The following is a 24,836-nucleotide window of genomic DNA, read 5'->3' as shown; positions in this document are numbered from 1 at the left end:
CACGACGGCTCTGCACGCCAACCGCCGGCCTCCCCCGACGCCACCGACACCGAAGGGGACCGACCACCGGTCGGTCCCCTTCGTGCCGTCTTGCCCGGCCGCCTGCGCGGCTACCCGGCCGACGGGCGGATCAGCGGATCAGCAGGTCAGCTGCAGCCGCTGGTCGAGCCGCAGCCCTCGCAGATGTAGCAGGAGCCGGCGCGCTGCATCTTCGTACCGCAGGAGAAGCAGAGCGGGGCGTCCGCGGAGACGCCGAGCTGCATCTCCACGAGCTCGGCGCTGGAGTGCGCCGTCTTCGGGGCCGGGACCGACACGGGCTGCGCCTGCGGGGCCGCGGGGACGGCCGTCAGCGGGGCGGACTGGGCCAGGGACTCCGTGTCGACCTCCTCCTCGAGCGGCTCGTAGGAACCGGTGTCGAGGTGGCGCTGGCGCTCCTCGGCGGTGTGGATGCCGAGCGCCGAGCGGGTCTCGAAGGGCAGGAAGTCCAGGGCCAGGCGGCGGAAGATGTAGTCGACGATCGACTGCGCCATCCGCACGTCCGGGTCGTCGGTCATGCCGGCCGGCTCGAAGCGCATGTTAGTGAACTTCGAGACGTACGTCTCCAGCGGCACGCCGTACTGGAGGCCGACCGAGACGGCGATGGAGAAGGCGTCCATCATGCCCGCGAGGGTGGAGCCCTGCTTGGACATCTTCAGGAAGACCTCGCCGAGACCGTCGTCCGGGTAGGAGTTGGCGGTCATGTAGCCCTCGGCGCCGCCGACCGTGAAGGAGGTGGTGATGCCCGGGCGGCCCTTGGGCAGGCGCTTGCGGACGGGGCGGTACTCGATGACCTTCTCGACCGCCGCGCGGATCGTCTCCTCGGCCTTCTCGGTGACCTCGGCCTCCTCCTCCTCCTTCTTCTTGGCGGAGAGCGGCTGGCCGACCTTGCAGTTGTCGCGGTAGATCGCGAGCGCCTTGACGCCCATCTTCCACGCCTCGAAGTAGATCTCCTCGATCTCCTCGACGGTCGCCGACTCCGGCATGTTGACCGTCTTCGAGATCGCGCCGGAGATCCACGGCTGGATCGCGGCCATCATGCGCACGTGGCCCATCGGGGAGATGGAGCGCTCGCCCATGGCGCAGTCGAAGACCTCGTAGTGCTCGGTCTTCAGGGCGGGGGCGTCGATGACGTTGCCGTGCTCGGCGATGTGGGCGACGATCCCCTCGATCTGCTCCTCCTGGTAGCCCAGGCGGCGCAGGGCCTGCGGGACGGTGCCGTTGACGATCTGCATCGAGCCGCCGCCGACGAGCTTCTTGAACTTCACCAGCGCCAGGTCCGGCTCGACACCGGTGGTGTCGCAGGACATCGCCAGACCGATGGTGCCGGTCGGCGCGAGGACGGAGGCCTGGGAGTTGCGGAAGCCGTTCTTCTCGCCGAGGCGCAGGACGTCCTGCCAGGCCTCGGTCGCCGCGGCCCAGATCGCGTTGTCCAGGTCCTCGGTGCGCGGAGCCGCCGCGTTGGCGTCGGCGTGCTGCTTCATGACGCGCTTGTGGGCGTCCGCGTTGCGGGCGTAGCCGTCGTACGGGCCGACGATGGCGGCCAGCTCGGCGGAGCGCTTGTACGCGGTGCCGGTCATCAGCGAGGTGATGGAGGCGGCGAGGGTGCGGCCGCCGTCGGAGTCGTACGCGTGGCCGGTCGCCATCAGCAGGGCGCCGAGGTTGGCGTAGCCGATGCCGAGCTGGCGGTAGGCGCGGGTGTTCTCGCCGATCTTCTGCGTCGGGAAGTCCGCGAAGCAGATGGAGATGTCCATGGCGGTGATGACGAGCTCGACGACCTTGGCGAAGCGCACGGCGTCGAAGGACTGGTTGCCCTTGCCGTCGTCGTTGAGGAACTTCATCAGGTTCAGCGAGGCGAGGTTGCAGGACGTGTTGTCCAGGTGCATGTACTCGCTGCACGGGTTCGACGCGGTGATGCGGCCGGACTCGGGGCAGGTGTGCCAGTGGTTGATCACACCGTCGTACTGGATGCCCGGGTCGGCGCAGGCCCACGCGGCCTCGGCCATCTTGCGGAAGAGGGCCTTGGCGTCGACCTGCTCGATGACCTCGCCGGTCATGCGGGCGCGCAGGCCGAAGGTGGTGCCGTTCTCGACGGCCGTCATGAACTCGTCGTTCACGCGGACGGAGTTGTTGGCGTTCTGGTACTGGACGGACGTGATGTCGTCGCCGCCCAGGTCCATGTCGAAGCCCGCGTCGCGCAGGGCGCGGATCTTCTCCTCCTCCTTCACCTTGGTCTCGATGAAGTCCTCGACGTCCGGGTGGTCGACGTCCAGCACGACCATCTTGGCCGCGCGGCGGGTGGCGCCGCCCGACTTGATCGTTCCGGCGGAGGCGTCGGCGCCGCGCATGAAGGAGACGGGACCGGAGGCGTTGCCGCCGGAGGAGAGCAGCTCCTTGGAGGAGCGGATGCGGGAGAGGTTCAGGCCGGCGCCGGAGCCGCCCTTGAAGATCATGCCCTCTTCCTTGTACCAGTCGAGGATCGACTCCATGGAGTCGTCGACGGACAGGATGAAGCAGGCGGAGACCTGCTGCGGCTGGGGCGTGCCGACGTTGAACCACACCGGCGAGTTGAAGCTGAAGATCTGGTGGAGGAGGGCGTACGTGAGCTCGTGCTCGAAGATCTCCGCGTCGGCGGGGGACGCGAAGTAGCCGTAGTCCTCGCCGGCCTTCGTGTAGGTCTTCACGATGCGGTCGATGAGCTGCTTCAGACCGGTCTCGCGCTGCGGGGTGCCGACGGCGCCGCGGAAGTACTTGCTGGTGACGATGTTGACCGCGTTCACCGACCAGAAGTCGGGGAACTCGACGCCGCGCTGCTCGAAGTTGACCGAGCCGTCGCGCCAGTTCGTCATGACGACGTCACGGAGCTCCCAGCTCACCTCGTCGTACGGGTGCACGCCCGGGGTGGTGTGGATGCGCTCGATCCGCAGGCCGCCCTTGGCGGCCTTGGTCCCCTTGGTGCGGGAACCACGTGCCGAGCTGCTCGCCGTCTCTGTCATGCCGCCTGCCTCCCATATGCGGGCAAAAACGCCCTAAAGTGCCAGCGTTATTCCTGGTCCGCGGCACAGTGCTGTGTCTTGTTACGTTTCTTCGCCAGACCGGTCGGGCGGGCCGCGGCGGGATGCGCGGCCGCCGTCCGCTCAGTCGGCGGCGGAGGCGGGCACGGGGACCTGACCGGTCCCGCCGGGCCCGCACTCTTCGGGCTGAGGCCGCGGCACGCGCAGTTCGGCGATGGCGGTCTCGAAGTCTTCAAGGGTGTCGAACGCTTTGTACACGGACGCGAACCGCAGGTACGCGACCAGGTCCAGCTCCTGCAACGGGCCGAGTATGGCCAGACCCACGTCGTGGGTGGTCAGCTCGGCGCTTCCGGTGGCGCGCACCGCCTCCTCGACCCGCTGGCCGAGCTTGGCGAGGGCGTCCTCGGTGACGGGCCGCCCCTGGCACGCCTTGCGCACGCCGGAGATGACCTTGGTACGGCTGAAGGGCTCGGTCACCCCGCTGCGCTTGATCACCATCAGCGAGGCCGTCTCCACCGTCGTGAAGCGACGGGAGCAGTCGGGGCACTGGCGGCGTCTGCGGATCGACGTGCCGTCGTCCGTGGTGCGACTGTCGACGACGCGGCTGTCGGGGTGCCTGCAGAAGGGGCAGTGCATGGTTCCCTCACCCTCCCTCTTGGCACGACTGAATCACCCCACCAGGCACCGGAACGACGGAGACGGGCTCTGTCGGGGGCCTGCGGAGCAGCCACAAGCATATGCGATCCCGGAGACCTCGCGAGACCGCGGACCACTAGTTCTGGGTGGCCGGGCTCATCCAACCACTAGATCTTGGGTTGCGGTGGATTTGGATCGTTCCGCGTGTCGAGGCGTCCGGTCACCGGACACGGGGGCCCGCGGTGCCACACTGGGGGCAGGACCGGAAGCCATCGGCCCGACCGACCCGCCCGGATCCGACCCGGATCCGACCCGGAAGGGTACCGTAAGCCGCGAGCGGACGACCGAACCCGCGTTCGGCCGGTTGATCGCCCATACACCTCTCGATGCGAACACGACGGGCGATCTGCGATTTTTCACTCGAACGTGTGTTTGGCGCAACCTTTCGAAAGCAACTACCGTTGTCCAGCTAGGGAGAACATTTCGAGAGGGGCCGACGTGACCACCACCGCAGACAGTGCCGCCATCACTGCCCAGAACCGCTCCCAGAGCCGACTCGAGCCGGTGCATGCCATGAACGACGCAAGCCCGAACCCGGAGACGGAGGCCCTGCGCCCCGCACGCTCGCTGCCAGGACGACCTCCAGGCATCCGCGCCGACAGCTCCGGGCTCACGGACCGGCAGCGGCGGGTCATCGAGGTCATCCGCGATTCGGTGCAGCGCCGCGGCTACCCGCCGTCGATGCGCGAGATCGGTCAGGCGGTCGGCCTGTCCAGCACCTCCTCCGTCGCCCACCAGCTGATGGCCCTCGAACGCAAGGGCTTCCTGCGCCGCGACCCGCACCGCCCGCGGGCGTACGAGGTCCGAGGCTCGGACCAGCCCAGCTCCCAGCCCACCGACACCACCGGCAAGCCCGCCGCCTCCTACGTTCCCCTCGTCGGCCGGATCGCGGCCGGCGGCCCCATCCTCGCGGAGGAGTCCGTCGAGGACGTCTTCCCCCTCCCGCGGCAGCTCGTCGGTGACGGAGAGCTCTTCGTCCTCAAGGTCGTCGGCGACTCCATGATCGAGGCCGCGATCTGCGACGGCGACTGGGTCACCGTCCGCCGCCAGCCCGTCGCCGAGAACGGCGACATCGTCGCCGCGATGCTCGACGGCGAGGCCACGGTCAAGCGCTTCAAGCGCGAGGACGGCCACGTCTGGCTCCTCCCGCACAACGCGGCCTACCAGCCGATCCCCGGCGACGAAGCGACCATCCTCGGGAAGGTCGTCGCCGTACTGCGCCGGGTCTGATCCCGCGCCCCCTGTCCAGCTCCGGGACCCACTGCGCCGGTCCCGGAGCTGTCCTATGTCCGGCTGCCGGTCACTTCCCGTCGGCGGGTGCCGGTCACTTCCCGTCGGCCCGCGCGGCCGCGTCGATGGCCGCCAGCGAGCGGCGCACCTGGTTGCGGTCCACCGTGTACCAGAAATCCGGCAGCGTGGCCTTCAGGAAGCTCCCGTACCGGGCCGTGGCCAGCCGCGGATCCAGGACCGCCACGACACCCCGGTCACCGGCCGCCCGTACGAGCCGGCCCGCGCCCTGGGCCATGAGCAGAGCCGCATGCGTCGCCGCGACGGCCATGAAGCCGTTCCCGCCGTGCTCCTCGACCGACTTCTGCCGGGCGCTCATCAGCGGGTCGTCGGGCCGCGGGAACGGGATCCGGTCCATCACGACCAGCTGGCAGCTGGGACCGGGCACGTCCACGCCCTGCCACAGCGACAGCGTGCCGAACAGGCAGATCTTCGGGTCCGCCGCGAAGTTCTTGATCAGCTCGCCCAGCGTCTCCTCCCCCTGGAGCAGGATCGGGAAGTCGAGCCGGGTGCGGAGCTCCTCGGCGGCCGCCTTGGCTCCGCGCATGGAGGAGAACAGGCCGAGGGTGCGGCCGCCGGCCGCCTCGATCAGCTCGGCGAGCTCGTCCATCATGTCGCCGCGGGTGCCCTCGCGGCCCGGCGTGGCCAGGTGCTTGGCCACGTAGAGGATGCCCTGCCTGGGGTAGTCGAACGGGGAGCCCACATCCAGGCCGCTCCAGACCGGTGCGTCGTCCGCCTCGACGCCCTCGGGTGAGAGGCCCAGGGAGGCCGCCACCCCGTTGAAGTCCCCGCCGAGCTTGAGCGTCGCCGACGTCAGGACAACCGAGCGGTCCTCGAACAGCTTCTCGCGGAGCAGGCCGGACACCGACAGGGGGGCGACGCGGAGGGTGGCGCCGAACCGGTCGTGCCGCTCGTACCAGACGACGTCGTACTCCGAGCGGAGGGTGATCCGCTCCGCCACGGCGTGGATGTTCTCCACGGCGGCCAGGGCCTGCTTGCGGACCGCGTCCTCGTCGTGGACGGACTTGTCCCTGGTCGCCCCGATCGCCGAGATCACGTTGCGCGCGGCGTCGCGCAGGGACATCAGCGCGTAGCTCAGGTCCTCGGGGATCTCCTCCAGCCGGCCGGGCAGGGCCAGCTCCATGACCCGCTCGAAGGTTTCGGCGGCGGTCTGCAAGGCATCGGCCGTCTTCTCGTCGACCAGCTTCGCGGCGCGCTTCACCCCGCGGTTGACCTGGCCGGGCGTGAGCTCCCCGGTGGCGACGCCGGTCACCCGGGAGACCAGCTCGTGGGCCTCGTCCACGATCAGCACCTCGTGCTGCGGCAGCACCGGGGCGCCCTCGATCGCGTCGATGGCGAGGAGCGCGTGGTTGGTGACGACGACATCGGCGAGCTTGGCCCGCTCGCGGGCGGCCTCCGCGAAGCACTCGGCGCCGTACGCGCACTTCGTCGCGCCCAGGCATTCGCGGGAGGAGACCGAGACCTGTCCCCAGGCCTTGTCGGAGACGCCGGGGGTGAGGTCGTCCCGGTCGCCGGTCTCCGTCTCGTCGGCCCAGTCGCGCAACCGCAGCAGGTCCTTGCCGAGCTTGCTGGTCGGGGCGGCCGCCTCGAACTGGTCGAAGAGCCCCTCCTCCTCGTCCTGCGGGGCGCCCTCGTGGAGCCGGTGCAGGCAGAGGTAGTTCGAGCGGCCCTTGAGCATGGCGAACTGCGGGCGGCGCCGGAGCTGCGGATGCAGCGCCTCCACCGTCCGGGGCAGGTCGCGCTCGACGAGCTGGCGCTGGAGGGCCAGGGTCGCGGTGGCCACGACCACGCGCTCGCCGTGTGCGAGGGCCGGTACCAGGTATCCGAGGGACTTTCCGGTGCCGGTGCCGGCCTGGATCAGCCGGTGCGTGTTGTCGTCGATCGCTTCGGCGACGGCTTGGGCCATGGCGACCTGGCCGGGGCGCTCCGTGCCGCCGACGGCGGAGACGGCGGCGTGCAGCAGGTCGGTGAGGGAGGGCTTCGTCATAGCACCTCCAACCCTACGGGGCGCCACCGACAGTGACGGCCACAGCGGCACATCATGGCCGATACAACGGAGGGGGCGCGGTGCCGTGCCGGACCGCCTGCGGGCGGTCGGCGCGGTCCCGGTAGCCGTCCGCGTACAGGCGGTTGCGGTTCAGGCAGAGCCGGCCGATGCGCGGTGGGAGCAGGTCGAAGAGCTCGTGGCGCGGGCCGAGCTCGGGGAAGCGCTCCCGTGGCGCACGATCTCCGCCCGTACGAGGGACCAGAACGCGGGTTCCGGGACGCCGAGGCCGTCCTCGCACAGGGCGGCGAGGCAGCAGAGGACTCCGACGAACAGTTCGGCGGGGAGGTGCTGGGGCAGACAGTCCGCGGGTTTGTCGCGCAGTACGGCGCGGACCGGGGCCGGCATGGGGGCGAGCTCGGGCAGCGGCTCTCGGCTGATGTCGATGTCGTCGACGAAGTCCTTCAGGGCGATCAGAACGGGGACGCGTCGCGCTCGTCGAAGATCACGGTGGTGTTCTCCCCGTGCGGGGAGAAGACGGTGCCCTAGCGGTGGAGGAAGTGCAGGAGCGGCGGCAGGAGCGCGGCCAGGAGCTGCTCCAGCCAGGGGACGGTGACCGAGGCGACCTCGCCGAGCGGGACGACCCGGCATTCCTCGCGCAGGAAGGGGTCGGCGTCGCGGAGGGCAGGCGTGGGGCCAGGGGGTGACGGCGGGAGCCGCGAGGCAGAGGTCGGGGGCAGGCCGCGCCAGACCATGGTGTTGAGGACGCTGAGCGGCAGCATGATGCCGCCACGGCTGGACGGGCAGGAGGAACAAAGCGCGGGGGTCGAGCCCGCGCTCGCGCAGGGTGCCGTCGAAGGCGGCCTGGGTGGCGGGGTCGAGTTCCACGGCGTGGAGACGTGCGGGGTCCTCCAGGCCGGCCGTGCCACGGTGGGCGGCCAGGGAGGTGTGGACGACGAGCCAGGGCAGCCGCTGGCGGGTGCGGGTCTCGGGGCCAGGCGGCGGTGTCGGCGGCGGACAGCCCGGTGCAGCCCTTGCTGAGGACGAGCCAGGGGTGTCCGGTCTGGTGGCCTTCGCGCTCGGCGTGGTCGAGATCGGCGAGGACGGCGGCGGTGAGCGCGGTGTGGGCGATGCGGGCGTCGGCGGCGAGGTGGCACTGAGCTCGCGGACCAGGTGGTCGAGGGTGGCGCCGTCGAGGCCGAGGAGCCGGCGCGCACGGAGGAGGAAGGCGAACGGGTCGGCGAAAGCGGTCGGGGGGCCGTGGAGGGGGCGGGAGGTGTGAGGGTGAGGGTGTCTGCTGCGACCTGCCAGCTGTTGTACGCGCGGCGGCGGGCGCGGAAGCCGAGGCTGCTGCCGTCGTCGAGGACCAGCTGCCAGACGTGCCTGCGGCGGCGCGGGCGGGGACGTGTCGAGGGCGGCGGAGAAATTCGGCACGGTACTCCTCGGAAACCGGGAACTTTGCTGCGCGGCGCAGAGTTTTCGATGTGAGGCCGTCGGCCGGGACGGGACGGAGCAGCGGGTAGTGGGGGGCGAGACGGTGGGGAGCGGGGTCGGGACGGAGCGGGTCGGAGCGGTCGGAGCGGTCGGAGCAGGGTGCGACGGAGCGGAGGCGGAGCGGTGAGGGGCAGTCAGAGGAGGTTGCGGAGCGCTCGTTCCCGGACCATCAGGGCGGCGTGCTTCGCGGGGAGCTCGATTTCGCCGGCGCAGCGGAAGCCGGAGTTGAGGAAGGCCGACAGGCAGGGGGTGTTGCGGATGTCCGGTTCGGCGATGACGCGGGTGCAGCGCGGACGGTTGTCGAGCACGAGGTCGGCGACGGCGCGCAGCAGCGTGGTGCCCAGGCCGCGGCCGCGGTTCGTGCCGTCTCCGATGAGCAGGTGGATACCGGTGTCGTGAGGGCGGGCGGGGTAGTGGCGGGCGATCGGGTCGAGGTCGGCCCGGTAGATCTCCCAGTAGCTCATGGGGATCCCGTCGAGGAGGCCGAGGCAGGGGATGCTGCTGCCGTCGCCGTCGAGCTGGGCCCGCAGGTGGGCGGCGGTGGTGGAGGCGGGCCCGGCGAGTTCCCAGTAGGCGTCCACGGCGGGGTCGTTCATCCAGCCGGTGAGGAGTTCCAGGTCGCGCCCGAGGCGGACGGGTTCGAGGCGGAAGGCGCCGGCGGGGGTGGCGGCGGTGCTCCATGCAGCCGGGGAGTCGAGCAGGTCTGCCTCGGCGAGCAGCGGCAGCAGCTGGGCGGTCAGGCGCAGCTCGGCGGTGAGGTGCAGGGCGGCCGTGTCGGTGGTGGTGGGGCCGAACGGGGCGGCGGGGGTGTCGGTGGAGGGCATCGGCGCTCAATCGTGGAGGGGGTTGGCGATGGTGACGTAGACGGACTGGGAGTCGACGGGGCCGACGAGTTCGTCGAGGCCGCCCAGGCGGGTGAGCAGGTTCGCCTTGCAGCGCAGGGTGGGTGAGTCGAGCAACCGTGCGGGCACGGGTCCGAGGGCGCAGGCCTTGCCGAGGAAGCGGCGGAAGGCGGCGAGCAAGACGCGTTCGTCGGCGAGCCGCTGCGATCCGAAGGCCCCGATGAGGCCGAGCACGTTGTTGATGCCGAGGTAGTAGGTGAAGCGTTCGTCGGTGACGGCGTCGGAGACGAAGGTGTCGCTGGTGCTGCCGATGCCGGGGAGCCGGTGCTGCAGTTCCGTGCGGCGGGAGGCGCGGAAGTAGTAGCCCTGGTTGTCGCGGTAGCGGCCGCCGACGGGCCAGCCGGCCCGGTCCAGGACGACGAGGGTGTTCTGCTGGTGTGCTTCCAGGGCGATGCCGGCGAGGGCGTCGAAGGCGAGGACGGGCCGGATGACGTGGTCGAGGTAGCGCAGGAACCACTCGGCGGCGACGGCGGAGGTCGGCCGTCCGGTCATGGCGGCGAGCCGGGAGACGGTCTCGGCGAGACGCGAGCGCAGGGTGGCGCGCCCCGGCCTGGGTCGGGGCGCGGTGAGTGCGGCGATGCAGACGGCGTCGTCGTGGGAGCGGAAGGGGTTGTGGCGCAGTACGACGTCGAGTCCGGGGACGGGGGTGCCGTCGGGGGCGTCGACGGCGACCCAGGCGGGGTCGCGCACGATGTCGAAGCCGGGGTGGGCCGCCTGCCACTGTTCCGCCAGGCCGGTGCGGAGCAGCCGGTGCACCTCGACGCCGCGATGGAGTTCCTTGCGGAGGTTCTCGCGGCGGGAGTTGGTGATGCGCAGGCCGAGGGACAGCTTGAGCATCGCCGGGGCACCGGGGCGCAGGACGGTGCGCACGGAGGAGGTGGGATACCAGGGCTCACCGTAGGGGCCGAGGTCGTGGAGGAGTCCGGCATCGCGCAGGGCGCTGACGGCTGGTCGTTGGAGCAGGTCGCGGGCCTGCCAGGGGTGCAGGGGAAGGGGGGTGGTGCCGTCGGGCAGCGGGAGGCCGGGGGCGAGCCGGCCGAGGAGCCTGGCGGCGGAGACCGGGCGGCCGCGTTCGGTCCAGGCGGAGTCGGTGGCGAGGACGGTGGGTGCGACGGCGAACCAGTGCAGGGGGAAGGAGCCGTGGAGTTCGGGTGAGTAGAGGCGCACTTCGGCGTCGGAGAGTCCTTCGCGGCTCTTCGGGTCCGGTTGGAGGGGGTGGCCGAGGAGGAGGGACTGTTCGGCGGTGAGGAAGAGTTCGCCGGCGACGGGCGGGGGCGGAGTGGGCCGTTCGCGTCGGTCGGCGATGAAGTCGGTGGTGCGGCGCACCGAGTCGGCGACCCGGGCGACGAGGTCGGTGCCGCCACGGCCGCCGGCGTGGCCCTCGCGGGCGAGGAGGGAGGCGAGCGTGACGGCGTCCAGGGCCGGGGCGGTGGGGGGTGTGCCCTCGAGCCGGGCCGGGGCGAAGCGGTGCCAGCCGGTCGGGGACCAGTAGCGGACGGCGACGAGAAGTGCGGTGCCGGAAGCGGGAAGGGGGATGCGCAGCAGGGTTCCGGCGGGGCCGTCGGGGCGGCCGAGGCCGGTCTCCCGTACCCAGCACCGCAGGAGGTTCTCCACGGCGGCGGCCTCGGCGGCCACGGCCGGATCGGGGTGGTCCAACGGGTCGGGCAGCAGAGCCGGTTCGGGCCCGGGCAGCCCGGTCGCGCCGATCCGGGGGCGGAGCGTGCCGTGGTTCTGCCGGGGAACCATGGCTGCGGCGGCGGTGGCCGGCTGCGCCTGGGCGACCGCCGGGTCTGCGCCGGGGCCGCCGCCCCCGTCCCGGCCGACCGGGCGCGGGCCGGCCGGCCCCTGCGGCAGGGCCCCGGCTGCGGGTGCCTGCGGCGCCCGGCCGGCGACCGGCACGTCCGGTGCCGCGGCGACCGGCCGGCCCGCTCCGGCCCCCTCGCCGCCGGCGGCGGGGATGCCGGCACCCGCAGTGTTGCGGGTGCCGGCGGCCGCCGCGATCTCGGGGGCACCGGCTGCTGCCGCGATGTCGGGGGTGCCGGTCGGTCCCGCGGAGGCGGGGGTGCCGGTCGCTCGCGCGTTGCCCGGGGCGGCGGCGGGCGCGGGGCCCGCCGACCGGTCGGGCTGCGGCGCCGGGTCGGCCTGTGGGGTCCGGTGGCCCAGCGGGCCGGACCCGGACCGGCCTTCGCCGTCGACCGTCGGCCGCCCGGAGTCCGCCGCGCCGGGCCTGCCCCTGCTGCCCGCAAGCGGCTCCGGGGCCGTGCCCGGCTCCCCCGCGGCCGCATGGGCGGGAGCTGGGGGGTCGGCCTTGGGCGCGGGGTCGGCCTGTGGAGGCTGGCAGCCCAGCGGGCCGGATTCGGGCCGGGCTCCGCCGCCGCCCGTCACCTGGCCGGAGTTGGCCGCGCCGGGGCGGCTCAGGCTGCCTGTAAGCGGCTCCGGGGCCGTGTTCGGCTCCCCCGCGGCCGCGTGGGGGCCGGCGGGGGCCGGGGTGCCGACCTCGGGCGCGGGGTCGGCCTGTGGAGGCTGGCAGCCCAGCGGGCCGGATTCGGGCCGGGCTCCGCCCCCGGCCGTCACCTGGCCGGAGTGGGCCGCGCCGGGCCGGCTCAGGCTGCCCGCAAGCGGCTCTGGGGCCGTGCCCGGCTGCCCCGCGGCCGCGTGGGCGGGGGCTGGGGTGCCGGACTCGGGCGCGGGGCCGGGGGTGCCGGTCGGACGCTGCGGGTCCGCCGGCACCGCGTTTGCGGGTGCCTGCCCCGCCGCCGGAGGCCATGGGGGCGGCACGGTGGCCGTCTCCGGTGCTGCCGCATGCCCTGCGGCAGGCCGGGCCGCGGGGTCCGTTGTCGCTGCGGCGTTCGCCGTCGGGGGCTGGGCCGGGGTGGCAGGTCCCGGCCCTGCCGCCGGAGGCCATGGGGGCGGCACGGTGGCCGCCTCCGGTGCTGCCGATCGAGGCCGCGGGTGCGCCGCGGCGGTCGCCTCGGCTGCTGTGGCAGGCCGGGCGGCGGGGCCCGTCGGGGGCAGGGGCTTCGTTGTCGGCAGCGGGGCCGGGGTAGCGGGTCCTTGGGGTGTGGTCTGCGGTGCCGCCGGAGGGTGTGGGTGTGCAATGTCGGCCGCCTCGGCCGCTGCGGATTGCGCCGCAGGCAGCCGGGGGGTGGCTGCCGGGGCTGCGGTGTGGGGCGGCGCCGGGCGGGGTGGGGGCGCGGTGGGCGGAGTTGCCGCAGGGCCGGCCGCCGATTCCCGAGCCGGTGCCGCTGCCGGTCCCGGCGGCAGCAGGTGGAGGGTCGGTTGGGGGGCGGGTGTGGTTCCGGCGGCTGGTGGCGGGCCTGGCGGTGGGGGTTGGGGTGGTTCGGGGGGTGTGGGGTGGGCTGTCGTCTGGGTGTGGGGGGCGGCCTGAGTGGCCGCGCCCGGGTGCAGAGATGGCCGGGTGGGTTCGGGGCGGGGCGCGGGGTCGGGCATGGGGGTCCTTGTCAGGGCTGGGGGGCGGCGGCGGGGATGGCGTCGGCCAGGCGGTCCAGGACGGCCGCGGCCTGTTCGTCGGTGAGGGTCAGCGGGGGGAGGAGCCGCACGACGCTGGCGTGGCGGCCGCCGAGTTCGACGATCAGGCCCCGCCGCAGGCACTCCCGGCGGACGGCCGCGGCGAGCTCGGGGGCGGCGGCCCGGGTCTCGGGGTCGGCGAGTTCGACGCCGAGCATCAGGCCGCGGCCCCGGACCTCCCCGATGCAGGGGTGTTCGGCGGCCAGGGCCCGCAGCTGCGCGAGCATCCGCCCGCCGAGCTCGGCGGCGCGCTCGGCGAGACGGTTCTGCCGTACGTACGCAAGCGTCGCCGTCCCGGCGGCCATGGCCAGCTGGTTGCCGCGGAAGGTGCCGGCATGGGCCCCGGGGCCCCACACGTCGAGCCCGGACCGGTACACGATCACCGCGAGCGGGAGGCTGCCGCCGATCGCCTTGGACAGGACCATCACGTCCGGCACCACCCCGGCGTGGTCGACGCCCCAGAAGGCGCCGGTGCGGCCGACGCCGGTCTGCACCTCATCCGCGATCAGCGGGATCCCGCGCGCCCTCGTGATCTCCCGCATGCGGCGCAGCCAGGCGTCGGGGGCGGGGTGGACCCCGCCCTCGCCCTGCACCGGTTCGACGATCATCGCGGCGGGCGCCGGCACACCCCCCTTGGGGTCGTCCAGCAGGCTCTCGGTCCACCGGGCCCCGAGCCGGGCCCCTTCGGCGCCGCCGACGCCGAAGGGGCAGCGGAGGTCCTGCGGGTACGGCAGCCGGGTGACCCGGACGTCCGGGGCCCCGCCCGAGGCCCCGAGGGCTCCGGCGGTCATGCCGTGGTAGGCGCCGGTGAAGGCGAGCAGCCCGGAGCGCCCGGTCGCGGTGCGCACGAGGGTCAAGGCGGCCTCGACGGCGTCCGTTCCGGCGGGCCCGCAGAACTGGATGCGGGCGTCGGAGGCGAGTTCCGCGGGCAGGGTGGCGAACAGCTCGGTGGTGAAGGCGTCCTTGACGGGGGTGGCGAGGTCGAGGACGTGCAGGGGGGCGCCGGAGTCCAGTACGCCGCGGATGGCTTCGAGCACCACGGGATGGTTGTGCCCGAGGGCCAGCGTGCCGGCGCCGGAGAGGCAGTCGAGGTAGCGCCGCCCGTCCGCGCCCTCGATGGTCAGGCCGCGCGCCCGTACGGGGACGATGGGCAGCGAGCGGGCGTAGGTGCGGGCGGCGGATTCCCGCAGGGCCTGCCGGCGCAGGATGCCCTCCGCCGCGCCGGGGCCGCCCCCGGCCCTGTCCGGCTGCGGCGGTACCTGCGCCGAGGCTGCGTCCTGCTCGGTCAGCGCCACGAGTGTCGACCTCCCGCACGGATTGCTCCACCGGTTCCGCCGGCTGCCCCGGCTCGGCCGGATTGCGCCTCGGACATCACACCGTCCCCCCATCCCCCGTACGTACCAACGACGGTGACGGCGGCGGAACACGGGCGAGAGCCAAGATCCTTGCGTGGTGCGGCGGTACGGCGGTGGCCGGGCGGAACCGCGGCCCCCGGCTGTGTCGTCCCCAACGGCAGCGGCATAGTGGGGTGCTGCACTCAGCGGCCGGCATGTCCCGTCGGCCGCGTCCCACGCCCGGAACCACCAGGGGGATTCACGACATGCGACCGAACCGACCGGTCACCGCGATTCTGTGCGCGGCGGCACTCGCGATGACCGCCGCCGCCTGCGGCCCCGGCGACGGGGAGGCCGGCGGCGACGCCAAGCCCACCGTGGCGGCGAGCCTCCCGTCCGGAGCCGACGGGACGATCAAGATCCCGGACCAGCTCAAGGACAAGCTCAAGCAGCACGGCTTCGACCTGGAGAAGTGGCGGGGAGGTGAGTGGAAGAACTGGAAGAAGGAGGACTGGCTCCGCGAGGCGGGCGACTACATCAACCCGATCATCGAGGGCCTGTGGGACCCGGACCGCATGCGGGAGGCCGACAAGATCCCGCAGCCTCCGGCCGTCGACCCGGACGCGGGCAAGGACCAGGGCGTCACCGACCCCACCCCGGCCGCGGTGACGGCGAAGGCGGCGGCCACGCCGTACCACACGAGCGTCCCGGTGTCGGGCAAGGTGTTCTTCGACGGCCCCGAGGGCTCGATGGTCTGCTCGGCGACCGTGGTGAAGGACCCGGCCCACCCGGGCAAGTCGAACCTGGTGTGGACGGCGGGCCACTGCGTGCACGCGGGCAAGGCGGGCGGCTGGTACCGCAACATCGCCTTCGTCCCCTCCTACAACAACCAGGGCAAGCCGACCGCGCAGCTCAAGGGCGCGCCGCGGCAGGAGGTGGCCCCGTATGGCGTGTGGTGGAGCGACTGGGCGCAGACCTCGGACCAGTGGATCGCGACCGGCGGTCCGACGGGCGGCGCTGGTGCCCCGTACGACTTCGCGGTGCTGCACGTGACCCCGGAGAAGAGCACGGGCAAGTCGCTGGAGGAGACGGTCGGGGCGGCGCTCCCGGTCGAGTTCAACGCCCCGGCGGTGCCGAAGGTCGCGTCCATCACGGCGACGGGCTACCCGGCGGCGGCTCCGTTCGACGGCCAGAAGGCGTTCCAGTGCACGGACAAGCCGGGTCGGCTGACGCTGAAGGCGAATGACCCGGTGATGTACCGGATCGGCTGCACGATGACGGGCGGCTCCTCCGGCGGCGGCTGGGTGGCCGCCGGCAGTGACGGCAAGCCGGCGCTGGTGTCCAACACCTCGATCGGCCCGGCGAAGGCGGGCTGGCTGGCCGGACCGCGGCTCGGCCCGGAGGCCAAGGGCATCTACGACGCCGTGAGCGCCAAGTTCAAGTAACCCGGGAGGACCCGGGAGGACCCGGGGAAAGAGGCGAGGGCCCCCTGCCGGATGCAGGGGGCCCTCGTTGTCGCTTGTTGCTGCCGGTTGTTGCCGGTTGCAGCTGTTGTTCCTGTTGTTCTTTGTTCCCCGCTACCGCTCGGCGGGGACGAACGCGGCCAGTTCCGCCGCCAGTTCGGGGTGGACCCGGGCCTTGAGCAGCGTGCCCTCCGGGGTGTGTTCCTCGGAGACCACCTCGCCCTCGGCATGGGTACGGGCCACCAGCGAGCCGTGCGTGTACGGAACCAGCACCTCCACCTCGACCGCGGGCCGCGGCAGTTCGGCGTCGATGAGCCGCAGCAGCTCCTCGATGCCCTGCCCGGTGCGCGCCGAGACGGCGATGGAGTGCCGCTCGATCCTCAGCAGCCGCTGCAGGACGAGCGGGTCCGCGGCATCGGCCTTGTTGACGACCACGATCTCGGGCACGTCGACCGCGCCGACCTCCCGGATGACCTCGCGGACGGCAGCGAGCTGCTCCTCCGGGGCCGGGTGCGAGCCGTCCACGATGTGCAGGATCAGGTCGGAGTCGCCGACCTCCTCCATCGTGGAGCGGAACGCCTCGACCAGGTGGTGGGGCAGGTGCCGGACGAAGCCGACCGTGTCGGCCAGGGTGTAGATCCGGCCGCTGGGCGTCTCGGCCCGGCGCACGGTCGGGTCGAGGGTGGCGAACAGGGCGTTCTCCACCAGCACGCCCGCACCCGTGAGGCGGTTGAGCAGCGAGGACTTGCCGGCGTTGGTGTAGCCGGCGATGGCGACCGAGGGCACCTTGTTGCGGCGGCGCTCCTGCCGCTTGATGTCGCGGCCGGTCTTCATCTCCGCGATCTCCCGGCGCATCTTCGCCATCTTCTCGCGGATCCGGCGCCGGTCCGTCTCGATCTTGGTCTCACCGGGGCCTCGGGTGGCCATGCCGCCACCGCCGCCGCCGCCCATCTGCCGGGACAGCGACTGACCCCAGCCGCGCAGGCGCGGCAGCATGTACTGCATCTGCGCCAGGGCGACCTGTGCCTTGCCCTCTCGGGACTTGGCGTGCTGGGCGAAGATGTCGAGGATCAGCGCGGTCCGGTCGACCACCTTGACCTTGACGACGTCCTCGAGGGCGATGAGCTGGCCGGGGCTGAGTTCGCCGTCGCAGACGACGGTGTCGGCTCCGGTCTCCACGACGATGTCGCGCAGCTCGCGCGCCTTGCCGGAGCCGATGAAGGTGGCCGGGTCCGGCTTGTCGCGGCGCTGGATGACGCCGTCGAGGACGAGGGCGCCCGCGGTCTCGGCGAGGGCGGCGAGCTCCGCGAGGGAGTTCTCGGCGTCCTGCACCGTGCCGGAGGTCCACACGCCGACGAGTACCACGCGCTCCAGGCGCAGCTGGCGGTACTCGACCTCGGTGACGTCCTCGAGCTCGGTGGAGAGGCCGGCGACGCGGCGCAGCGCGGCACGCTCGGAGCGGTCGAACTGGTCGCCGTCGCGGTCTCCGTCGATCTCGTAGCTCCAGGCGACGTCCTCTTCCATCAGGGCGTCGGCCCGAAGGCTCTCGGTGAAGCTCTGCGAGTCGCGCACGTGCTGCTCCCGTGCGTCCCGCGCGTCCTGGGAAGGGGAAGAAGAGGAGGTCATTGGATCCTTACGTCGTTGCGTCGATGTCGGTGCGCCCGCGGCAGCGGGTGCCGGGCCACAGTACGCGGCCGGGGCGTCCGCCCCGGACGCGGCCTGCACGGCTGCGACCTGCGAGGCCGAGACCCGTACGGCCGCGTGCTGCCGCTGTCGTGTCCAACGTCTCGCGCCGCCCGCGGATTCCCCACAGGTGCCCTGCAGGATTCCTGCGGCGTGCGGCCGGCCGCCCGGCCCTGTTGATGGTGGCATGCCCGTTCCCCGGGGGTCACATGCTTTTCGTGCCGCCCCATTCCGGGTGCCCGGGCATCGCCGGGGTGGTCTTCCCGTACAGCCACGGCTGCAGGAAGGGCCCGAGGTCGCGCCCGGCCTCCGCCGAGGCGAGCCGGACGAAGTCCGCCGTTCCGGCGGTGCCGTCCTTGTGCTCGGCCACCCAGCGCCGCTCCAGGCGGTCGAAGGCGGCGGCGCCGATCTCCTGCCGCAGGGCGTAGAGCACCAGGGCGGCGCCGTCGTAGACCACGGGCCGGAACAGGCCGATCTTCTCGCCGGGGGCGGCGGGCTTGGGGGCGGCCGGGGGCCCGCCGGCCGCCCGCCACTGGTCGGAGCGCTGGTACGCCTCGCGCATGCGCCGCTCCATGGAGTACGTGCCGAGGCCGTCGGCGTACAGCGCCTCGTACCAGGTGGCGTGCCCCTCGTTGAGCCACAGGTCGGACCAGGTCCGCGGGGTGACGCTGTCGCCGAACCACTGGTGGGCGAGCTCGTGGACCATGACGGCCTCCACGTACCACTCGGGGTAGCCGTCCCCGCCGAACAGGCCGCTCTCGAAGAGGGAGAGGGTCTGCGTCTCCAGCTCGAAGCCGGTCTTGGCCTTGGCGATCAGCACGCCGTAGTTCTCGAAGGGGTAGGGGCCGACGCGCTGCTCCATCCACTCCACGTGCCCGGCGGTCTTCTTCAGCCAGGGCTCCAGCCGCTGCCGGTCCGCGGCGGGCACCACGTGGCGCAGCGGCAGCCCGTGCGGCCCGGTGCCGCCGACGACGGCCGAGTCGCCGATGGAGACCTGGGCGAGCTCGGTGGCCATGGGGTGCAGGGTGCGGTACGTCCACGTGGTCGCGGCGCCCGCGATGCGCAGCGGCAGCGCCCCGGCCACGCCGTTGGCGACGGCCGTCTTCCCGGCCGGGGCGGTGATGCGGAACGTGAAGTACGCCTTGTCGGCGGGATGGTCGTTGCAGGGGAAGACGCGGTGGGCGGCGTCGGCCTGGTTGGCCATGGCGAGGCCGTCCTCGGTGGGCACCCAGCCGCCGTCGGCGATGCCGCGCGGGTCGCTGGTGTGCCGGATGGTGACGTGCAGCGGCCCGCTGGCCACCACCGGGGTCGCCGGGGTCAGGACGAGGTCCTCACCGACGGTCTCGAAGGCGGCCGGCAGCCCGTTCACCTCGGCGGACGCGACCGTGCCGTGGGTGAAGTCCAGGTTGATCCGCTCCAGCGGCTCCAGGGCTCGGGCGTCGATGCGGGTGACCGCCTCGAGGGGGGTCTGGTTGTCCTTGTACGTGAGGGACAGGTCGTACGAGAGGACGTCGTACCCGGGGTTCCCCAGCTGCGGGAACAGGGGGTCGCCGATGCCCAGCGGCGTCGGCGGGGGCAGCGCGGCGGCGACGAGGGTGAGGGAGGCCGCGGCGAGCAGGGCGGCGCGCAGGCGCGGGGAGGTGAGCTGCATCCCCCACCGCATACCAGCGCCCGCCGCGCGCCCGGGTACGGCGCGCGACGGGTCCACCCGAACGGGGCCCGCGACGCGCCGCACCTGACGGCCGGGTGCGCGGCGCGCCGCCGCCGAGGGCCCGGGGCGCCCCGGTCACGGCGCTAGGCGCGGCTGACGTCGTAGACGCCGGGTACGTCCCGCATGGCCCGCATGAGCGCCGGGAGGCCCGTCGCGTCGGGGAGCTGGAGGGTGTAGGTGTGCCGGACGCGCTGTTCGACGGGGGGGTCCACGGTCGCGGAGACCACCTCGACACCCTGGCGGGCGATGGCCTCGGTGAGGTCGGCCAGCAGGTGCGGGCGGCCGAACGATTCGGCGAGCAGGGTCACCCGGCAGTCCGCGGTGGCCCGCCAGTGCACGGCGACGGAGGTGCGCCCCAGGGACCGCATCCGGGCGACGGCTGCGCACTCGACGCGGTGGACGGTGACGGCCCCGCCCCGCACCACGAACCCGGCGACGGCGTCCGGCGGCACCGGCGTGCAGCAGCCGGCGAGCCGGACGGTGGCGTCGGGCAGGTCGGCGACGGCGTTCGCGCCGCCGCCGCGGGCCCCGACCACGGACAGCGGGGCCCGGGCGGGGGCGGGGGTGGGCTTGGGCCCGTCGGGATGCTGTTCGAGCCAGGTGGTGATGGCGATCCGCGCGGCCTGGGTCCGGGCGTGGTCCAGCCAGTCGGCGGCGGGCCCGGAGGAGGAGTCCTGGGCGAGGAGCAGCTGCACGGTGTCCCCGTCGGACAGCCGCGCGCCCAGGGAGGTGAGGCGCCCGTTGACCCGGGCGCCGATACAGCCGTGGGCGGCTTCGCCGTACTGGGCGTAGGCGGCGTCGATGCAGCTGGCGCCGGCGGGCAGGCCCAGGGGGCCGCCGTCGGCACGGAAGACGGTGATCTCCCGGTCCTGGGCCAGTTCGGCGCGCAGGCCGCTCCAGAAGGCGTCGGGGTCGGGGGCGGAGCGCTGCCAGTCGAGCAGCCGGGCCAGCCAGCCGGGCCGGGTGGGGTCGACCCGTTCCTCGTCGCCGTCGGCGGCTTCGGCCGGGCCCGCAGCGGAGCCCGTGGCGGACCCGGCGGTGGAGGTCGCGTACGGGTTGCCGAGGGCGACCACGCCGGCCTCGGCGACCCGGTGCATCTGCCGGGTGCGGACGATGACCTCGGCGACGTACCCCTCGGGCGTGGCCACGGCCGTGTGCAGCGACTGGTACAGGTTGAACTTGGGGGCGGCGATGAAGTCCTTGAACTCCGAGACGACCGGGGTGAAGCAGGTGTGCAACTCCCCCAGCACCGCGTAGCAGTCGGCGTTCTCGCCGACGAGGACGAGGATGCGGCCGAAGTCCGAGCCGCGCAGCTCCCCGCGTTTGAGCGCGACGCGGTGCACGGAGACGAAGTGCCGCGGCCGCACCTGCACCTCGGCGGCGATCCCGGCGTCGCGCAGCACCGCGCGCACGGAGTCGGCGATGCCGGGCAGCGGGTCGCTCTCTCCGGCGTGGGCGGCGATGAGGGCGCGGGTGTGCTCGTACTCCTCGGGGTGCAGGATCGCGAAGACGAGGTCTTCCAGCTCGGTCTTGAGGGCCTGGACGCCGAGGCGTTCGGCGAGCGGGATGAGGACGTCGCGGGTGACCTTGGCGATGCGCGCCTGCTTCTCGGGGCGCATCACGCCGAGGGTGCGCATGTTGTGCAGCCGGTCGGCGAGTTTGATGGACATCACGCGGACGTCGTTGCCGGTGGCGACGAGCATCTTGCGGAAGGTCTCGGGTTCGGCGGCGGCCCCGTAGTCGATCTTCTCGACCTTGGTGACGCCGTCGACGATGAAGGCGACCTCGTCGCCGAACTCCGCGCGGACCTGATCGAGGGTCACCTCGGTGTCCTCGACGGTGTCGTGGAGCAGAGAGGCCGTCAAGGTGGTGGTCTCCGCGCCGAGTTCGGCGAGGATCAGGGTGACGGCGAGCGGGTGTGTGATGTACGGCTCACCGCTCTTGCGCATCTGACCGCGGTGCGAGGTCTCGGCGAGCAGGTACGCGCGGCGCAGGACGGACAGGTCGGCGTCCGGGTGGTGGGCGCGGTGCGCCTCGGCGACGTGGCCGATGGCGTCGGGGAGCCGGTCCCGGGGCGCGGGCCCGAGGAGGGCCGCGCGCCCGAGTCGGCGCAGGTCAATGCGGGTCCGGCCCCGTCTGCGGAGTTCGGGGCGCGCGTCGGGTCGTGCTTCGGGGTTTGTGGCCTCTGCACTCATGGGCACCTCCGGCGGCTTCTACCGGCTGCGGTGGGCATGGGGTGAAGCCCTCAGGGCCGGTGTCTGATGCTACCGACCCCACCACGTGGCGCAGTCCACCTCTCGCAGAGCGTGAAACGGATCACCCATGAGAGGGAACCTTCAGGCGAAAGCCGTTTCGGTGAGCCAGGAGGGGTCGAACTCGCCCGCCGCGACGATCACGGCCGGCCCGGTCATGTCGATCCGGCCGTCGGGGTGTTCGGTGATGACCAGGGTACCGCCGGGCAGGTCCACGGTGTACGTGACGGGCTCTCCGGTGACCGAGGGGTCGGCGCCGTCGCGGCGGATGGCGGCCACGGCGACGGCGCAGGCGCCGGTGCCGCAGGAGCGGGTCTCGCCGGAGCCGCGCTCGTGGACGCGCATGGCGACGTGGCGGGGGCCGCGGTCGACGACGAACTCCACGTTCACCCCGGTCGGGTAGACCTCGGCGGGGTGGTACGGCGGCGGCTCGTACAGGTTGCCCGCGTGGTCGAGGCTCTCGACGAACGCGACGGCGTGCGGGTTGCCCATGTTCACGTTGCGGGCGGGCCAGGCGCGGTCGCCGACGACCACGGTGACCTGGTCCTCGGGGAGGACGGCGCGGCCCATGGAGACGGTGACGTCGCCGCTCTTGTCGAGGTGGACCCGCTTGACGCCGCCGCGGGTGGCGACGGCGAGGTCGCCGGGCTCGACGTGGCCGGCGTACTGGAGGTAGCGGGCGAAGACGCGGACGCCGTTGCCGCACATCTCGGCGACGGAGCCGTCGCTGTTGCGGTAGTCCATGAACCACTCGGCCTCGTCGGCCAGGTGCGCCGCCTCGGGGTGGGCGGCGGAGCGGACGACGTGGAGCACTCCGTCGGCGCCGATGCCGGCGCGCCGGTCGCACAGCCGGGCGACGGCGGCCGCGGGCAGCTCGACGGTGTTGTCCGGGTCCGGGACGATCACGAAGTCGTTCTCGGTGCCGTGGCCCTTGAGGAAGGAGAGGCTCTTCTGCGTCACGCGCTCATGGTACCGAGCGGGCCTTGGCGCAGGTCGGCGGCGTCCGGGGCGTGGACACGGGCGTCGCCCGGGCGGCGCAGGAGGCCCTCGCGGTCCCCGGCGGGGAGTGCCGTCGGGGCGGCTAGCGGAGCCGGGCCACCCGGTACACGGCCAGGCCCACGACGACCAGCGCGACGAGGGCGTACAGCGCGGCCATGCGCCAGTCGGGGCGGCGGCCGCTGCCGCGGGGCGGGAGCCCGGGCCAGGTGTAGCCGACGCGCCGCGCGGCCATCATCCCCCAGCCGCCGGCGCAGGCGCAGATCAGGAAGCCGAGCATGGCGACCACGGCTCCGCCGTCGCCGAACTCGAAGGCGAGCGGGAAGGCGAACATCAGGGAGCCGGCGGCGGCCAGCATCACGATCGGGGCGATCTGCCAGATCCGCAGGCGGCGCTGCGGGCGCAGTTCGACCTCGAACTCGGGGCCCGCGGGGACCTCGCCGTCGGCGGGGTCGGGGGCGTCCGGGCCGTCGGAGGTCAGCCGGGCCGGGTCGGCGGGCAGGCCGAGCTCGTCGGGCACGGGCGATTCGCCGAGAAGCGTCGGGTCCGCTTCCCGCTTCGTCCCGTCCCGGCCGGTGTCACGAGGGCCGGCCTCCATCGCCACGCGCCCTCCCCACTCGGACTCCGTTGCCGCCGTTCACCGCTGGTGACCACACCTGCGGAATTTGATGATGGCACGGCTCGGGGCCCCGAACGGGCGCGCGGGGCGTCCCGATGCCATCACGTGATCAGGCTGTAACCGCTCGTTCGACCAACGACTGCGCAAGCCCGGGGAGTTCCCCCCGGTCGGCGGCGGCCCCGCTGAGCCAGTGCACGCGCGGGTCGCGGCGGAACCAGGAGTCCTGGCGGCGGGCGAAGCGCTTGGTGGCGCGGACGGTCTCGGCCCGGGCCTCGTCCTCGGTGCACTCCCCGGCGAGGGCGGCCAGCACCTGCTGGTAGCCGAGCGCCCGGGAGGCGGTGATCCCGTCGCGCAGGCCGCGGGCCTCCAGCGCCCGGACCTCGTCGACCAGGCCGGCCTCCCACATGCGGTCCACGCGCAGCGCGATCCGCTCGTCGAGCTCGGGCCGGGCGACGTCGACGCCGATCTGGACGGTGTCGTACACCGACTCGTGGCCGGGCAGGTTGGCGGTGAACGGCTTCCCGGTGATCTCGATGACCTCCAGGGCGCGGACGATGCGGCGGCCGTTGCTGGGCAGGATCGCCTCGGCGGCGGCCGGGTCGGCGGCGGCCAGGCGCAGGTGCAGGGCGCCGGGGCCGCGCTCGGCGAGCTCCTCCTCCAGGCGGGCGCGGACCTCGGGGTCGGTGCCGGGGAACTCCATGGCGTCGAGGGCGCCGCGGACGTACAGGCCGGAGCCGCCGACGAGGACCGGCGTACGGCCCTGGGCGAGCAGCTTGTCGATCTCGGCGCGGGCCAGGCGCTGGTACTCGGCGACGCTGGCGGTCTCGGTCACGTCCCAGATGTCGAGGAGGTGGTGCGGGATCCCGCCCTGCTCCTCGGTCGTCAGCTTGGCGGTGCCGATGTCCATCCCCCGGTACAGCTGCATGGAGTCGGCGTTGACGACCTCGCCGTCGAAATGGCGGGCCAGGGCGACGCCCAGATCTGACTTTCCGGCCGCGGTGGGGCCGACGACGGCGATGACCCGCGGGGCGGGGGCTGCATTCCTCACTGCCCCAGTCTCGCAAACACTCCGGCATGTACCCGATCGAGTTACGTGACGGGGCGGTGGCGGCGTCGTTGCCCTGGCGAGGTTCCGCCGGGCGTGCGCCGGGCGCAGGCGGGGCCGGACCGGGCGGAACTTCACCCGCACGAGTAACGTTAGGGGAGTAAACATGGGCGTTTTTGATCGGTTTTTTCGCCGTAAGGCCGCCGACGCGACGGATGGGATCGCGGCGGAGGAGGTGACGGCGGAGAAGGAGTCCGAGGAGACGGAGTCCGAGGAGACGGAGTCCACGGAGACGCAGTCCGCGCAGACGCAGTCCGCGGATTCCGGGGCGGCGGCCGCCGAGGCGGCCGGGACCGGGGACCGGCCGGCCGAGGCCCAGGCTCCGGCGGCGGAGGCCGTCGAGATCCCGAAGCAGCAGTCGGCCCAGGCCGCCGCGGACACCGGGGCCGGGGAGAGCGCCCGTACGTAGCTACCGCCACTGGAAGGTGACCCATGGGCCTGCTGGACACTCTGAAGGCCAAGCTCGAGCCGGCGAAGGAGAAGGTCGGCCACAAGGTCGGCCACCTCGCGCAGCAGCACGAGGGCAGGATCGGCGAGGGGCTGGACAAGGTCGCCAGGGCCGTGGACTCCAAGACCCACGGGAAGTACAGCGACCGGATCTCGAGCGGCACGGGCAAGGCGAAGGACACCCTGGGCAGGATCGCGCACAAGGACGCCCCCGGCGGGCCGACGCCGCCGCCGGCCTCCTGACGCGGTTCACGGCACAAAGGG

Annotated in this window: 18 protein-coding genes; 4 read left to right on the top strand and 14 right to left on the bottom strand. The window is 73.2% G+C overall.

Annotated features, from left to right (window positions below; genetic code table 11):
- Nucleotides 1-146 precede the first annotated feature (146 nt).
- Together AB0953_RS23405 and nrdR are read right to left on the bottom strand one after the other, a co-directional pair.
- Nucleotides 147-3,032 (bottom strand): vitamin B12-dependent ribonucleotide reductase, encoded by a 2,886-nt coding sequence (locus AB0953_RS23405; protein WP_366861488.1) that lies wholly within the window; start codon nucleotides 3,030-3,032, stop codon nucleotides 147-149.
- A 141-nt stretch (nucleotides 3,033-3,173) separates the two neighbouring features.
- Nucleotides 3,174-3,686: a transcriptional regulator NrdR gene (gene nrdR, locus AB0953_RS23400; protein WP_366861487.1), complete on the bottom strand. Its 513-nt coding sequence runs from the start codon at nucleotides 3,684-3,686 to the stop codon at nucleotides 3,174-3,176.
- Nucleotides 3,687-4,184: 498 nt separating this feature from the next.
- Here nrdR and lexA point away from each other — a divergent pair, with 498 nt between their 5' ends.
- Entirely contained in the window at nucleotides 4,185-4,976 is a 792-nt protein-coding gene (gene lexA / locus AB0953_RS23395; protein WP_366861486.1) for a transcriptional repressor LexA, read from the top strand.
- 94 nt (nucleotides 4,977-5,070) lie between these two features.
- On the opposite strand, the gene AB0953_RS23390 is transcribed toward lexA, so the two are convergent.
- The 6 genes from AB0953_RS23390 to AB0953_RS23365 all read right to left on the bottom strand — a co-directional run bounded on the left by AB0953_RS23390 (nucleotide 5,071) and on the right by AB0953_RS23365 (nucleotide 14,170).
- Nucleotides 5,071-7,041: an ATP-dependent DNA helicase gene (locus AB0953_RS23390; protein WP_366861485.1), complete on the bottom strand. Its 1,971-nt coding sequence runs from the start codon at nucleotides 7,039-7,041 to the stop codon at nucleotides 5,071-5,073.
- Nucleotides 7,042-7,191: 150 nt separating this feature from the next.
- Complete coding sequence (locus tag AB0953_RS23385; RefSeq protein WP_366861484.1) at nucleotides 7,192-7,689, bottom strand: ferric iron reductase; 498 nt, start codon at nucleotides 7,687-7,689, stop codon at nucleotides 7,192-7,194.
- Nucleotides 7,584-7,820: a hypothetical protein gene (locus tag AB0953_RS23380; RefSeq protein ID WP_366861483.1), complete on the bottom strand. Its 237-nt coding sequence runs from the start codon at nucleotides 7,818-7,820 to the stop codon at nucleotides 7,584-7,586. The genes AB0953_RS23385 and AB0953_RS23380 overlap by 106 nt, the downstream gene beginning before the upstream one ends.
- 846 nt (nucleotides 7,821-8,666) lie before the next feature.
- On the bottom strand, nucleotides 8,667-9,356 hold the full coding sequence (locus AB0953_RS23375; RefSeq protein ID WP_366861482.1) for a GNAT family N-acetyltransferase: 690 nt from the start codon (nucleotides 9,354-9,356) through the stop codon (nucleotides 8,667-8,669).
- Between the two features lie 6 nt (nucleotides 9,357-9,362).
- Nucleotides 9,363-11,462, bottom strand: coding sequence for an IucA/IucC family protein (locus AB0953_RS23370; RefSeq protein WP_366861584.1), 2,100 nt, complete (start codon nucleotides 11,460-11,462; stop codon nucleotides 9,363-9,365).
- Between the two features lie 1,433 nt (nucleotides 11,463-12,895).
- Nucleotides 12,896-14,170, bottom strand: coding sequence for a diaminobutyrate--2-oxoglutarate transaminase family protein (locus AB0953_RS23365; RefSeq protein ID WP_366861583.1), 1,275 nt, complete (start codon nucleotides 14,168-14,170; stop codon nucleotides 12,896-12,898).
- A 392-nt stretch (nucleotides 14,171-14,562) separates the two neighbouring features.
- On the opposite strand from AB0953_RS23365, the gene AB0953_RS23360 reads away from it, so the two are divergent.
- A complete protein-coding gene (locus AB0953_RS23360; RefSeq protein WP_366861481.1) occupies nucleotides 14,563-15,741 on the top strand; it encodes a hypothetical protein in 1,179 nt (392 codons plus the stop codon).
- A 132-nt stretch (nucleotides 15,742-15,873) separates the two neighbouring features.
- Here AB0953_RS23360 and hflX read toward each other — a convergent pair whose 3' ends face one another.
- The 6 genes from hflX to miaA form a co-directional block, all read right to left on the bottom strand.
- Nucleotides 15,874-17,385, bottom strand: coding sequence for a GTPase HflX (hflX, locus tag AB0953_RS23355; protein WP_366861480.1), 1,512 nt, complete (start codon nucleotides 17,383-17,385; stop codon nucleotides 15,874-15,876).
- A gap of 262 nt (nucleotides 17,386-17,647) precedes the next feature.
- Entirely contained in the window at nucleotides 17,648-19,093 is a 1,446-nt protein-coding gene (locus AB0953_RS23350) for a M1 family metallopeptidase (protein ID WP_366861479.1), read from the bottom strand.
- Between the two features lie 143 nt (nucleotides 19,094-19,236).
- Nucleotides 19,237-21,348 carry an HD domain-containing protein gene (locus AB0953_RS23345; protein ID WP_366861478.1) on the bottom strand — a complete coding sequence of 704 codons (2,112 nt, stop codon included), beginning with the start codon at nucleotides 21,346-21,348 and terminating at the stop codon, nucleotides 19,237-19,239.
- 141 nt (nucleotides 21,349-21,489) lie between these two features.
- On the bottom strand, nucleotides 21,490-22,365 hold the full coding sequence (dapF, locus tag AB0953_RS23340) for a diaminopimelate epimerase (RefSeq protein ID WP_366861477.1): 876 nt from the start codon (nucleotides 22,363-22,365) through the stop codon (nucleotides 21,490-21,492).
- A gap of 121 nt (nucleotides 22,366-22,486) precedes the next feature.
- Nucleotides 22,487-22,999, bottom strand: coding sequence for a hypothetical protein (locus AB0953_RS23335; protein ID WP_366861582.1), 513 nt, complete (start codon nucleotides 22,997-22,999; stop codon nucleotides 22,487-22,489).
- Nucleotides 23,000-23,129: 130 nt separating this feature from the next.
- Entirely contained in the window at nucleotides 23,130-24,068 is a 939-nt protein-coding gene (miaA, locus tag AB0953_RS23330) for a tRNA (adenosine(37)-N6)-dimethylallyltransferase MiaA (protein ID WP_366861476.1), read from the bottom strand.
- Between the two features lie 163 nt (nucleotides 24,069-24,231).
- Between miaA and AB0953_RS23325 the strand changes: the two genes are divergently transcribed.
- Both AB0953_RS23325 and AB0953_RS23320 read left to right on the top strand, forming a co-directional pair.
- On the top strand, nucleotides 24,232-24,534 hold the full coding sequence (locus AB0953_RS23325; RefSeq protein WP_366861475.1) for a hypothetical protein: 303 nt from the start codon (nucleotides 24,232-24,234) through the stop codon (nucleotides 24,532-24,534).
- A gap of 23 nt (nucleotides 24,535-24,557) precedes the next feature.
- Nucleotides 24,558-24,815 carry an antitoxin gene (locus tag AB0953_RS23320; RefSeq protein ID WP_366861474.1) on the top strand — a complete coding sequence of 86 codons (258 nt, stop codon included), beginning with the start codon at nucleotides 24,558-24,560 and terminating at the stop codon, nucleotides 24,813-24,815.
- The last annotated feature ends 21 nt before the right edge of the window (nucleotides 24,816-24,836 follow it).

Origin of the sequence: Streptomyces sp. NPDC046866, from assembly GCF_040704625.1 — a bacterium.
Classification (GTDB): Bacteria; Actinomycetota; Actinomycetes; order Streptomycetales; family Streptomycetaceae; genus Streptomyces.
The sequence above is the reverse complement of the archived record's forward strand: the minus strand, read 5'-3'. Positions and strand labels throughout refer to the sequence as shown.

Coding starts and splice junctions, on each gene's coding strand:
- AB0953_RS23405 (WP_366861488.1), bottom strand. CDS start 3,032: ATGACAGAGACGGCGAGCAGCTCGGCACGTGGTTCCCGCACCAAGGGG.
- AB0953_RS23390 (WP_366861485.1), bottom strand. CDS start 7,041: ATGACGAAGCCCTCCCTCACCGACCTGCTGCACGCCGCCGTCTCCGCC.
- nrdR (WP_366861487.1), bottom strand. CDS start 3,686: ATGCACTGCCCCTTCTGCAGGCACCCCGACAGCCGCGTCGTCGACAGT.
- hflX (WP_366861480.1), bottom strand. CDS start 17,385: ATGACCTCCTCTTCTTCCCCTTCCCAGGACGCGCGGGACGCACGGGAG.
- AB0953_RS23325 (WP_366861475.1), top strand. CDS start 24,232: ATGGGCGTTTTTGATCGGTTTTTTCGCCGTAAGGCCGCCGACGCGACG.
- AB0953_RS23385 (WP_366861484.1), bottom strand. CDS start 7,689: ATGCCGGGTCGTCCCGCTCGGCGAGGTCGCCTCGGTCACCGTCCCCTG.
- AB0953_RS23320 (WP_366861474.1), top strand. CDS start 24,558: ATGGGCCTGCTGGACACTCTGAAGGCCAAGCTCGAGCCGGCGAAGGAG.
- AB0953_RS23345 (WP_366861478.1), bottom strand. CDS start 21,348: ATGAGTGCAGAGGCCACAAACCCCGAAGCACGACCCGACGCGCGCCCC.
- AB0953_RS23380 (WP_366861483.1), bottom strand. CDS start 7,820: ATGCTGCCGCTCAGCGTCCTCAACACCATGGTCTGGCGCGGCCTGCCC.
- AB0953_RS23375 (WP_366861482.1), bottom strand. CDS start 9,356: ATGCCCTCCACCGACACCCCCGCCGCCCCGTTCGGCCCCACCACCACC.
- AB0953_RS23335 (WP_366861582.1), bottom strand. CDS start 22,999: ATGGAGGCCGGCCCTCGTGACACCGGCCGGGACGGGACGAAGCGGGAA.
- AB0953_RS23360 (WP_366861481.1), top strand. CDS start 14,563: ATGCGACCGAACCGACCGGTCACCGCGATTCTGTGCGCGGCGGCACTC.
- AB0953_RS23350 (WP_366861479.1), bottom strand. CDS start 19,093: ATGCAGCTCACCTCCCCGCGCCTGCGCGCCGCCCTGCTCGCCGCGGCC.